Source organism: Mycobacterium sp. SMC-8 (genome assembly GCF_025263565.1).
Classification (GTDB): domain Bacteria; phylum Actinomycetota; class Actinomycetes; order Mycobacteriales; family Mycobacteriaceae; genus Mycobacterium.
The window spans coordinates 1706753-1717847 of the sequence record NZ_CP079865.1 but is presented as its reverse complement, the minus strand read 5'-3'; the positions used below and the strand labels follow the sequence as shown (position 1 = coordinate 1717847).

The 11095-nt window shown below is 67.6% G+C and carries 9 protein-coding genes; 1 reads left to right on the top strand and 8 read right to left on the bottom strand.

The features are described 5' to 3' along the window. Position 1 precedes the first annotated feature (1 nt). From KXD97_RS08395 to fadD5, 8 genes are all read right to left on the bottom strand, one after another. Positions 2-1147, bottom strand: a complete 1146-nt coding sequence (locus KXD97_RS08395) for a virulence factor Mce family protein (RefSeq protein WP_260756274.1) — start codon at positions 1145-1147, stop codon at positions 2-4. A gap of 5 nt (positions 1148-1152) precedes the next feature. Next, positions 1153-2781 (bottom strand): virulence factor Mce family protein, encoded by a 1629-nt coding sequence (locus KXD97_RS08390; protein ID WP_260756272.1) that lies wholly within the window; start codon positions 2779-2781, stop codon positions 1153-1155. A 14-nt stretch (positions 2782-2795) separates the two neighbouring features. Then, positions 2796-4367 carry a virulence factor Mce family protein gene (locus KXD97_RS08385; RefSeq protein ID WP_260756271.1) on the bottom strand — a complete coding sequence of 524 codons (1572 nt, stop codon included), beginning with the start codon at positions 4365-4367 and terminating at the stop codon, positions 2796-2798. After that, positions 4364-5395 carry a virulence factor Mce family protein gene (locus tag KXD97_RS08380; protein ID WP_260756270.1) on the bottom strand — a complete coding sequence of 344 codons (1032 nt, stop codon included), beginning with the start codon at positions 5393-5395 and terminating at the stop codon, positions 4364-4366. The genes KXD97_RS08385 and KXD97_RS08380 overlap by 4 nt, the downstream gene beginning before the upstream one ends. Continuing rightward, positions 5392-6609 (bottom strand): MCE family protein, encoded by a 1218-nt coding sequence (locus KXD97_RS08375; RefSeq protein ID WP_260756269.1) that lies wholly within the window; start codon positions 6607-6609, stop codon positions 5392-5394. Before KXD97_RS08375 ends, KXD97_RS08380 begins: the two co-directional genes overlap by 4 nt. A 4-nt stretch (positions 6610-6613) precedes the next feature. Further along, on the bottom strand, positions 6614-7486 hold the full coding sequence (locus tag KXD97_RS08370) for an ABC transporter permease (RefSeq protein ID WP_260756268.1): 873 nt from the start codon (positions 7484-7486) through the stop codon (positions 6614-6616). Position 7487: 1 nt separating this feature from the next. Next, positions 7488-8285, bottom strand: a complete 798-nt coding sequence (locus tag KXD97_RS08365) for an ABC transporter permease (RefSeq protein ID WP_260756267.1) — start codon at positions 8283-8285, stop codon at positions 7488-7490. A gap of 213 nt (positions 8286-8498) precedes the next feature. Further along, a complete protein-coding gene (gene fadD5 / locus KXD97_RS08360; protein ID WP_260756266.1) occupies positions 8499-10178 on the bottom strand; it encodes a fatty-acid--CoA ligase FadD5 in 1680 nt (559 codons plus the stop codon). Between the two features lie 125 nt (positions 10179-10303). On the opposite strand from fadD5, the gene KXD97_RS08355 reads away from it, so the two are divergent. Continuing rightward, positions 10304-10990 carry a GntR family transcriptional regulator gene (locus KXD97_RS08355; protein WP_260756265.1) on the top strand — a complete coding sequence of 229 codons (687 nt, stop codon included), beginning with the start codon at positions 10304-10306 and terminating at the stop codon, positions 10988-10990. The last annotated feature ends 105 nt before the right edge of the window (positions 10991-11095 follow it).

Sequence of the window (11095 nt, the reverse complement as noted above, 5' to 3'; positions counted from 1 at the left end):
CTCACTCACTCCTCTCGATGAGAGGCCCGTTCGGCGCCGAGTTCGGGTTCGGTGTGAAGCGCACATCCGGGATCATCGTGTTCGGGTCACGACCCCACGCCTGCTCCAGCGCGCGCAGCATGCCCGAGACGCCGGTGCCGGAGAAGAACCCGTTGTCGATCGCCGACAACGTCAGATCGACCATCAGCGACACGTTGATGTAGTCGCCGCGGATCGCCTTGGGCACGTTCTCGATGCTGTAGGGCGCGGTGAGGAACACCTTCAGCGCGCCGAGCAGGTACGGCCCGGACTTGCCCAGCTCGCGCAGCGGCCGCTGCAGGTTGGCCAGATTGGTCCTGATGTCGTCGTTGGCCGGCTCGAGCGTGTCTACGGCGGCGTTGCTGATGCGGCCGAGCGATTCGACGGCGTCGGCGAACAGATCCCGGGTCTCCGCGAAATGCTGGATCAGCGGCGGGAACTCGGTCAGCACCGCGTCGAGGGTCTCGTTGCGCTGGGCGACGATCGACAGCAGCCGGTTCGTCGAGTCGATGGCCCGCGTGATGTCCGCGCGCTGCTGGTTCAGCTCGGCGGTGAACGTGTCGAGCTGGCCGAGGAAGGTCCTGATCTCATCGGCTCGGCCGTTGAGTACGTTGTAGACCTCGGTCTGGATCGTCTCCAGGTTCGCCACCCCACCGCCGGTCAGGATCGACGCGATGCTGGCCAGCACCCGCTCGGTGGTCGGGAACGCCGACGCGTTCTGCAGCGGGATCGTGTCGCCGGTCTCGAGCTTGCGCGGCGACGGGTCCGGCGGCAGGTCCAGCTGAACGTGCTGGGAACCGAGCAGGCTGGTCTGTCCGATCTTGGCCAGCGTGTTCTTCGGCAGCGCGATGTTCGGCTCCAGATCCAAGGTCAGGGTGGCGACCCAGTTCCGCAGCTCGATGGAACGCACCCGGCCGACGTAGACGTCGGCCACCCGCACCCGGCTGTTCACGTTCAGCGCGAGCGTGTCCGGCATCTGGACGTAGATGGTGGTGCGCTCCGAACCGGTGCCGGGTCCGCCCGGCAACGGCACATTCGAGATGCCCTTCCACGACCCGCACGACGTGAGCACGAGCGCGGCCGCCGACAGCGCGACGGAGCGGCGCACCAGTGTGGTCCACTTCTTCATCGCGATCAGCCTCCTGCCTCGGCCGGCAACAGCGGACCGGACGGCGCTGCGGGCGCGGGCGCCGCCGGCGCGGCCGGGGCGCTCACCGGAGCCGGATTGCCCGGGACGACACCGGGTGCGGGCGCCGGCGGCGGGCCGGGCTGCGGGTACCACGGCGGCGGCAGCGGGTTGTTTTGGTCGAACGCGTTCGGCGGGCCGGGCAGGTTGCCGCCGCGGGTGGTGCCGAACGCCGGCGGAGCCGGCGGCGGCACGATGTCCGGGCCGCCCATCAGCTCGGCGAGCGACTCCGGGGTCAGCATGTTCTTGGTGAACGGCTGCACCTCGACGCCCTGCATGCCGGGAGCGACGATCCAGCCGGGCTCGTGGTTGCCGTGCGAGAACAAGGTGTCGCGCGAGAAGATGCCCGGCACGGTGGTGTCCTTGTATCCCGGCGGCGGGCGCAGTCGCTCCTCGGAGTAGGCGATCTGCTTGGGCAGCGTCATCGCCGTCTGCAGCTGATTCGCGCCGAACGGCAGGTAGTTGAACTTGATCGAGTCGAGGATCGGCCCGAGGTACTGCGCGCACAGCTCCGCCGAATCCTGGTAGCCCAGCCTGCTGCCCGCCTGGATCGCGCTGCACAGGAACTGCATCGGGTTGGCGAAGTTCGAGATCACCGGCAAGGTCACGATGCCGCCGGCGTTCGGCGATGAGATGTTCATCAGGTTCGCGGCCACGTTCGGGTACGCGTGCAGCGCGGTCTCCAAGCCGTCACGCGGCTCGGGCTGCAGGATCGCGTTGGTCACATCGGCCAGGTTCTGCACGTCGTGCGCCAGCACCTCACCGTTCTCGTTGACGAAATTCCTTGTGGTGGTGAGCAATTCGTTCAGATCCTGCAGCGCGTTGGCCACCTCGCGGTCGGTGTCGGTGAACGCGCTGGTGAACTGCGCGAGGTCGTTGTTCAGCGCGACGAACTGCTGATCGCTGCGATGCAGCGCGTTGACGAACATCGCCAGGCTCTTGATCACGCTGAAGAAGTCCCCGCGGCCCTCGTTGAGCGCGAACAGCGCCTCCGACAGGTTGTTCAGGGTCTTGTTCAGCTGTTCACCCTTGCCGGCGAAGCCGTCGGCCGCCGACTCGATGATGTCGCCGAACGGGCCCTTCGGCTGTTGGGGGGTCGGGCCCAGATCAGTCAGCAACCTGCTGATCGAGTCGCGCAGATCGTCGTACTCGACCGGCACCTGGGTGCGGTCGAGGTCGAGCACGGCGCCGTCTTCGAGCACCGGGCCGCCGGTGTAGGGCGGGGACAGCTGGATCGTGCGCGACGCCACCAGGCTCGGGTTCAGGATCGACGCGGTCGCATCCTGGGGCACCTTGTACTTGTTCTCATAGTGGAAGGTGACCTTCATCTTGTCGCCGGCGGGCTCGATCTTGTCGATCGTCCCGACCTGCACGCCCATGATCTGGACCTTGTCACCGGGATAGATCGCCAGCGTCTGGGTGAAGTAGGCGACCGCGGTCTTGGTGGTCGCCTTCTTGTACAGGTTCCAGCCCAGGAGCGCCGCGATGATCACGAGCACGATCACGATCGCGCCGATGATGAACGTGCGGGCCGCTCCGGGTCCCTTGAGGTTTCGGACGTTGAAGACTGTCGACATCGTTTCTCGACCCCCTACCCTTGCGATCCCGGTGGGAGGAACGGCGGATTACCTGGCAGCACTGGCTGGCCCGCGGGGGCGGGAGCCGGGCCGGGCCCGGGTGGTGGCGGCGGTCCGGTCAGGGCCGGCGGCAACGGCGCGATGCCGGGGGTGAAGTCCGGCGGTGACGGCTGCGGTTCCAGCGGCACGGTGCGTGCCCCCGGCGGCGCGGGCGGCAGCGGAGGCCGCACCCCCGGGACGTCAGGGGACAGCTGGCCGGGGATCGCCGCGGCCGGAACACCCGGAGACGGTTGCGGCCCATGGATGTTCGGTTCCGACGTGGCGACGTTGGGCGGCGGGTACCCGCCGGGCACCGGACCGTACGGACCCTGGGTCAGACCCGCGCACGGCAGCGGGTTGCCGGGTGTCGGCAGGCCGTCGGCGGGCGGGGTGTACGAGCACGGGGATCCCGGCGGCACCGCGGGCCCCGGGTTCTCCGGGGTTCCCTCGATCGGCGTCGGGGCGGGCGGCGGTGCGCCGTTCTCGAAACCGACACCGTTGGGGTCGGGGAACCGGAATGCGGGCAGGCCGGCGTTGCGCCAGAACTCCTGCGGGTCGATCCCGCGCTTCTTGAACGCGGCGTCCACGAACGGCTGCAGGATCCAGTACGGCGCCAGGTTGACCAGCATGACCTTGAAGTACGGGCCCGAGGCGAGCGCCTCACCCAGCGACACCATGAACTTCGACAGCGACGACAGCGTGTCGGCGAGGTCGAGCTTGCGCTCGGCCAGCACGTCGGTGATCACCCGCAGCTGCTCGAGCACACGGTTGAGGTTCGGGTTGTCGTCGATGAAGCCCTTCACCTGGGCCGAGAACGTGTCGACGTTTTCGAGCAGCCGGCTCACCGCGTAGTTGCGCTCGTTGATCGCGGCGAGCAGTGTCTGCCCGTTGACGAACAGCTGGTTGATTTGTTCGCTGCGGTTGCCGAGAACCCCGGCCACCTTGTTGGCGTTGGCCAGCAGCTGCTTGATCTGGTCGTCGCGCTTTCCGATCGTGTCGGAGAACCGGGCCACCCCGTCGAGCGCCGCGCTCAGGTGCGGATAGGTCTGGTCGATGGTCTCGGATAGCACGTTCAGCGAATCGCGGACCGTCTCGGTGTCCCAGCCGGCGGTGTTGTTGCTGACGTCGAAGAACGCGTCGTAGATCTGGTACGGCGTGGTGGTCTGCCCGACCGGCAGTACATCGTTGGCGCGCAACGGGTCTGAACCACGCGGCTCGATCTCGAGGTTGCGCCGGCCCAGGATCGTGTCGGTGCGGATCGCCGCCCGGCTCTCGGTGCCGATCTCGGTCCCGCCCAGGTTGTAGCCGATTCGCACCCGGTCGCCGTCGATCTCCAGTGAGCGCACCGTGCCGACGTCCACACCGGCGATCCTGACCTTGTCTCCGGTGTTGATGCCGCCGGTGTCGGTGAACTCGGCGTAGTAGGTCGGCGTGGCGAACAGCATCGGTACGCTCGCGAAACTCTGACCGACGCCGATGACGATGACCAGGATGATGATGCCCATCAACCCGCCGCGGATGCGGTTGGAACCCTCCAGGACTCTCATTTCGGCGTGCACCTACCCGAGGGCTGGCTCCAGACCTTCACGGTGCGGACCGGCCCGCCCGGCTGTAATCCGTTGAGCTTCAAGGAGACATCGCAGGCGTAGAAGTTGAAGAAGTCACCGTACACACCGCCCGACCGGCCGATGATGGCCAGCGCGTCGGGGACCTGCACCAGCAGGTTGTTGAGTTCGTCGCGCCGTTCGACCAGGGGCTGGTTCAGGATCTCCAGCTTGCTGACCGTGCTCTGCAGCAGGGGCCGGTTGTCGGCGAGCAGGTCGCTGATCGTGCCGGCGGCGTCGCTGATGTCGGCCACCGAGCCGGCGATCGGATCCGCACGATTCTTCAGTCCGGTGATGAGCACCTCGAAGTTCTTCACCGTGTCGTCGAACTCCTGCTGGTGGCGCACCGTGGTGTCCAGCACCGTGTTGAGGTTGTTGATCACCTCGCCGATGGCCTGGTCCCGGTCGGCCAGCGCCGCGGTCAGCGACGCCGTCTGGTCGAGGATGTCGTTGATGGTGCCGCCCTGCCCTTGGAAGACCGTGATGATCGACTGCGCGATGGTGTTGACCTTCTCCGGCTCCAGGGACTGGAACACCGGGCGGAAGCCGCCGATCAGCGCGTCCAGGTCGAGCGCCGGCTGGGTCCGCTCGATCGGGATCGTCCCGCCCGCAGCCATTCTGGTGTTGCTCTCACCGCGCGAAAGCTCCAGATAGCGGTCGCCGATCAGGTTCAGGTACCGGATCGAGGCCCTGGTCTCGTCGAACAGTTCCAGCGACCGGTCCACGCTGAAGTCGACCTTGACCTTGGAGCCGTTCTCGATCAGCTCGACACCCTTGACCTTGCCGACTTCGACGCCCGAGGCTCGGACGAACTGCCCGGGCCGCAGACCGCTGGCGCTGGAGAAGACCGCCGAGTAGCCGGTGGTGCGGTCGAAGCGCATCTGACCGAAGACCACGATGATGATCGCGGTGAACATGAGCAGCACCAGCGAGAAGGCGCCGAGTTTGATCGCTGTACCGGTGATTTTCATGGGTTGATCGTGTGCTCCCCGACTTGGCGTCCCCAGACGTACTCGGTGAGCAGCGGTTGGCCGAGTTCCATGTGGTTGTAGGGGGCGATCGACGCGCCGGTGTCGAGCACCAGGAACGGCGCCGGCCACAGGTCCCGCGTGATGGGCTGCCAGCAGCCCGGCCGTCCGCCCGGGCCGCCCTTGGCGTTGACGCGCGGCAGGTTGTCCGGATAGACGTACGCGTTGCCCGCGCCCAGGCCCAGCACCTCGGAGTGGGTCTTCAGCGAGTAGCCGTTGCCGCCCAGCGCGGCGCTGATCTTCGGCTCGACGTCGTGGTAGTTGCGGAACATGCAGAAGAACGACGGGCTGTACTTGTCCAGCAGTGCCGAGGTGGGCACCAGATCCGCGGCGCCGCGCACCAGGAACGGCGCACTGCGCTCGAAGACGTCGCCGCCGGTGTTGCCGAATCCGACGGCGGCCATCAGGGCCTGATCGACGTCACCGCGCTGTGCGTTGAGGGTGCGGGCGGTGGTCACCGCGTTCTGCAGGCCGTCGAACAGGTCCGGTGCGGCATCGGCGTAGACCTCGCCGAGGTCGGCGAGCAGCTGGTTGTCGCGGCGGATCTGCGGCATCTGCGGATTGATGTCGGCGAGGATCTCGTTGCCGTCGACGATCGACTGGCCGAACCGGTCGCCGAGCCCGTCGAGAGCCTGCGCGGTCGCGGTCAGCGTCTGGTTCAGCTTGATCGGATCGACCTGGCCGGCCACCTCGACGACGGTCTCGAACAGGGTGTTGAACTCGGTCGTCACCGACGTGACGTCGATGACGTCGGAGGCCGAGATCCGTTCCGACTGCGGGTTGGGTGGCGTCGTGAACGACACGTACTTGTTGCCGAACACCGTGGTGGCGCTGATGTTCGCCTCGACGTTGCGCGGGATCAGGTCGAGGTACTTCGGGTCGACCTCAAGGAGGATCTTGGCGCGGGGCTCCCCGTCGACGGTCGTGGCGTCGACGTTGCCGACCCGGCCGATCTGGACGCCGTTGTAGGTGACCTTCGCGCCCGGGTCCATCGACAGGCCGGAGCGGGCGGAGATCATCGTCAGCTGCGTGCGGGGCAGGAACTCGCCGCGGAACTGCAGGTACACCAGCACCACCGCGATGACGGCGAGCAGTGCCAGTATCGCGCCGGCGAGCTTGTACGGCGGCTGACGTCGGGTGTTCACGGGTGCAGTCATCGCGCTACACCGTCAGGTTGAAGTTCGGGTCGACGCCGTAGAGCGCCAACGAGGCCAGCAGCACCACGACCACGATCGCGACCAGCGACGCGCGCATCGACCGCCCCACGGCCTCGCCGACGCCGACCGGGCCGCCGCTGGCGTAGAAGCCGTAGTAACAGTGGTTGAGCATCACGATCACCGAGATGATGACGGCCTGGATGAACGACCAGAACACGTCGTCGGGGCGCAGGAACGTGCGGAAGTAGTGCTCGTAGGTACCGACGGACTGTCCGTAGAACACCGTCGTGGTCACCTGGGCCGACAGGAACGACATGATGATCGCCATCGCGTAGAGCGGGATGATGACGACGAAGCCGGCCATGATGCGCGTCGACACCAGGTACGAGATCGACTTGATGCCCATCACCTCGAGCGCGTCGATCTCCTCGCTGATGCGCATGGCGCCGAGTTCCGCGGTGGCGCCGGCGCCGACCGTCGCGGCCAGCGCCTGCCCGGCCACCACCGGCGCGGCGATGCGCACGTTGATCAGCGCGGCGAAGAATCCGGTGAACGCCTCCACCCCGATGTTGCCCAGCGACGCGAAGCCCTGGATCGCGACCAGCGACGAGCCCGACAACGTCACGAAGCCGACGATCGCGACGGTGCCACCGATCACCGCCATCGCGCCGGTGCCCATGCCGATCTCGGCGATCAGCCGCAACATCTCGCGGCGGTAGTAGCGCAGCGCATGCCCGATGGAGCCGATCGCGGTGATGACGAACACCGCGACGTGGCCCATCGAATCGAGGCCGCGGGCCGGGGCGCCGGCCAGTTTCTCGGCTGTGGCGACCCCGCGGGGGAAGCGGGAGCGCAGGACTGCGGCGGTGTTCGTCACGTCAGCTCCCCGTTCCGAATCGGACACCGATGGTGGTCAGCACGACGTTGACCGCGAAGAGCGCGATCACGCACAGCACCAGGGTCTCGTTGACCGCGGTGCCCACGCCCTTGGCGCCGCCGGCGACGGTCAGCCCGCGGTAGCAGCCCACCAGGCCGGCGATCAGGCCGAACGTGGCGGCTTTGATGATCGAGATGAGCACCTCGGGCAGGCCGGTGATCAGGGTCAGCGTCGAGACGTAGGCGCCGGCGGAGACGTTCTGCAGGTAGACGCCGAAGATGAAGCCGCCGACCAGGCCGACGGTGATCACCGCGCCGTTGAGCAGGATCGCGACGAACGTCGACGCGATCACGCGGGGCACCACGAGCCGGTGGATCGGGTCGATGCCGAGCACCTCGAGCGCGTCGATCTCCTCGCGGATCGTGCGGGCGCCCAGGTCGGCGCAGATCGCGGTCGAGCCGGCACCGGCCACCACGAGCACGGTCACCAGCGGTCCCAGCTGCGTGACCGCGCCGATGGCCGCGCCGGCGCCGGACACGTCGGCCGCGCCGAACTCGGCGAGCAGGATGTTCAGTGTGAAGATCAGCAGCACGGTCAGCGGGATCGACACCGCCAGCGTGGGCAGGAACGCCACCCGCATCAGGAACCAGCTCTGCAGGATGAACTCCCGCCACTGGAACGGCGGCCGCAGCGAGGCCTTTCCGACGAGCACGCACATGCGCACGAAGCCGCCGACGGCCTCCAACCCCGGTCTGACCTGATCGCGTACGTAACCGGTCAGGTTCGAACTGGTCGTCACCGAGCGGCTCCCGCGACGCACTGACAGCTGGCGTAGCGCACCGGCAGCATCTGTCGAACGCTCCCTTCCAGCCCCGTCCCCGATCTTGTGAGCGCAGTCTCCCTACCGGTCGGTAGTAAGACAGGTCTCAGGACTGTACCCGATGGCGTGGGCACCGCGTACCGCATCCGGGGGATTGACCCCCCATCCGTAAGCAAATGGTTCTCCCCGCCGCTAATCCCGCTGCGCCGCAGCTGAAATCGTTGGCGGAGTAGAACTTTCGCCGGCGTCAACAGATTCGCCCGCGCCGAAGCGTGCTCTCAGCTCCGTCTTGAGCACCTTACCGGCAGGGTTGCGCGGAAGCGCATCGATGATCTCTAGGGCCTTCGGGTGCTTGTAGCGCGCCAGCCGCTCGTTGAGGAACCCTTCCAGATCGGCCAGCGTCAGGCTCGTCTGCGTGGTTGTTCCCAGCGAACTCCGCAGCACCGCCACAGCAACGGGAACCTCACCCCACTTCTCGTGCGAGCGACCGATCACGGCGACCTCGACGATGTCGGGGTGCGCGGCCAGCACGTTCTCGACTTCCGCGCAGTAGATGTTCTCGCCGCCGGAGATGATCATGTCCTTTTTACGGTCGACGACCCAGATGTAACCCTCTTCGTCCTGACGGACCAGGTCACCGGAGTGGAACCAGCCTCCGGCGAACGCCTCGGCGGTGGCCTTGGGGTTGTTCCAGTAGCCCGCCATCAGCGTCGGCGCCCGGTAGACGATCTCGCCGACCTGCCCGACGGGCACGTCGTTCATGTTCTCGTCGACGATCCGCGCGGACACCGTCGGGATCACCCGGCCGACCGACCCGAGTTTGCGCAGCGCGTCGTCGCCCAGCAGCATGCAGGTCACCGGCGACATCTCGGTCTGGCCGAAGGCGGCGAGGATCTGCGCGCCCGGGAAGGTCTGGGCCATTTCCCGCAGCAGGGTGTCCGAGGCCGGCGCGGCGCCCCAGGACAGGAACCGGAGCTTGAGGTCGCGCGGCCTGGCTTTCTGCGCGGCGCACACCGCCTGCCACTGCGCAGGCACCAGGAAGATGCCGGTGACCTTCTCGGCCTCCAGCACGTCGAGCAGTTCGTTCGGGTCGAACGCGCCGACCGGGTAGAGCACGGTCGGCCTGCCGAGCAGCAGCCCGGAGACGATGCTGCCGACCCCCGCGATGTGGAAGAACGGCACCCCGATGAAGCCGATGTCGTGGTTGATGTCGGCGCCGTTGGTGAACAGCAGCGTCATCACCTGCCCGGTCAGGTTGGTGTGCGTGAGCACCGCACCCTTGGGCCGTCCGGTGGTGCCGGAGGTGTACATGATCAGCGCGGGCGCGTCGTTCGGAATGTCCACCACCGGGCACGGCGCGGTCTCGGCCAGCACGTCGTCGTAGTCGAGGATGTCGTCGCCGGTGCCGCCTCCCGCGCTGATCACCGTGGCCAGTGTCGGATCGAGGTCACGGACCGCGGTCGCGACACCGGCGAGCACGGCTTCGGTGACGACGGCCTTGGCTTTGCAGTCGGAGACCAGGAACGCGATCTCGGCCGGCGTCATCCGGAAGTTCACCGGCACGGCGATGGCGCCGAGCTTGTTGGTGGCCAGGACCGCCTCGATGAACTCGGTCCGGTTCAGCATCAGGATCAGCACCCGGTCGCCGAAACCGACGCCGCGCTGATGCAGTGCGCCGGCGAGGTTGCTGACCCGGCGGTCCAGCTCAGCCCACGTGGTGGTGTGGCCCAGAAACCGCAACGCCGGCTGATCGGACTGCATCAGCGCATGCCGGGCGAGCTGATTGGTCCAGTTCTGCCGGCGTGCCAGGTAGGGCTGCTCGGTCTCGGGGCCGGGCTGTCGGATCGGTTCGGTCAACGTCCTCTGCTCCATCGACGACTTGCGGAAGATTGATATTTGATCAAACATGTTGTTGCCCCGGTCACACTAGGACCTCGGCGGCGACAGGACAACCTGTCCCGACAGCTGACCCCACGGGCCGGAAAGGCGACGACGCGATGAACGCTCCTGCCAGGACGCCCGGGGCGGGTGCGGTGCGGCGCGAGCAGCTCTCCGAACAGGTCGCCGCCCGGTTGCGCGCCGAGATCATGACCGGTGCGCTGCGTCCGGACACGTTCATCCGTCTCGACGAGACCGCGGCCCGCCTCGGGGTGAGCATCACCCCGGTGCGGGAGGCGCTGCGCACGCTGCGCGGCGAGGGCATGGTCGAGCTGGAGCCGCACCGGGGTCACCGGGTGGTGCCGCTGTCGCGCCGCGACATCGAGGACATCTTCTGGCTGCAGTCGACGATCGCGCAGGAACTCGCCGCGACCACCGCGCGCAGGATCACCGACGATCAGATCGACGAACTGGCCCGGCTGAACGACCGACTGGCCGCGGCGGTCGAATCGCGGGACGCCGACCGGGTGGCGGCGGCGGAGTTCGCGTTCCACCGCGCGTTCAACCGCGCCGGCGGCCGGATCAAGCTGGCGTGGTTTCTGCTGCACGCCGCCCGTTATCTGCCGCCGCAGCTGTTCGCCTCCGACGAGACGTGGGGGCCGGCGGCCGTCGCCAACCATGCGGAGCTCATCGAGGCCCTGCGCCGGCGGGATGTCCACACCGTCGTCGCCCTGACCCGCGGACAGTTCACCGACGGACTCGACCGGCTGATCGCATGGCTGGAACAGGTCGGCCTCTGGAGCTGACGCCGCGCGTTGTTCGGCGCGTCGGCTCCACACCTGTTCCCTACGCTGTGCCCCCTGGACCTCCCGAGCTCGTGGCCTCGTACGCCCCATCAGTCACACCTTTCC

Coding starts and splice junctions, on each gene's coding strand:
- KXD97_RS08390 (WP_260756272.1), bottom strand. CDS start 2,781: ATGTCGACAGTCTTCAACGTCCGAAACCTCAAGGGACCCGGAGCGGCC.
- KXD97_RS08385 (WP_260756271.1), bottom strand. CDS start 4,367: ATGAGAGTCCTGGAGGGTTCCAACCGCATCCGCGGCGGGTTGATGGGC.
- KXD97_RS08395 (WP_260756274.1), bottom strand. CDS start 1,147: ATGAAGAAGTGGACCACACTGGTGCGCCGCTCCGTCGCGCTGTCGGCG.
- KXD97_RS08380 (WP_260756270.1), bottom strand. CDS start 5,395: ATGAAAATCACCGGTACAGCGATCAAACTCGGCGCCTTCTCGCTGGTG.
- fadD5 (WP_260756266.1), bottom strand. CDS start 10,178: ATGGAGCAGAGGACGTTGACCGAACCGATCCGACAGCCCGGCCCCGAG.
- KXD97_RS08375 (WP_260756269.1), bottom strand. CDS start 6,609: ATGACTGCACCCGTGAACACCCGACGTCAGCCGCCGTACAAGCTCGCC.
- KXD97_RS08355 (WP_260756265.1), top strand. CDS start 10,304: ATGAACGCTCCTGCCAGGACGCCCGGGGCGGGTGCGGTGCGGCGCGAG.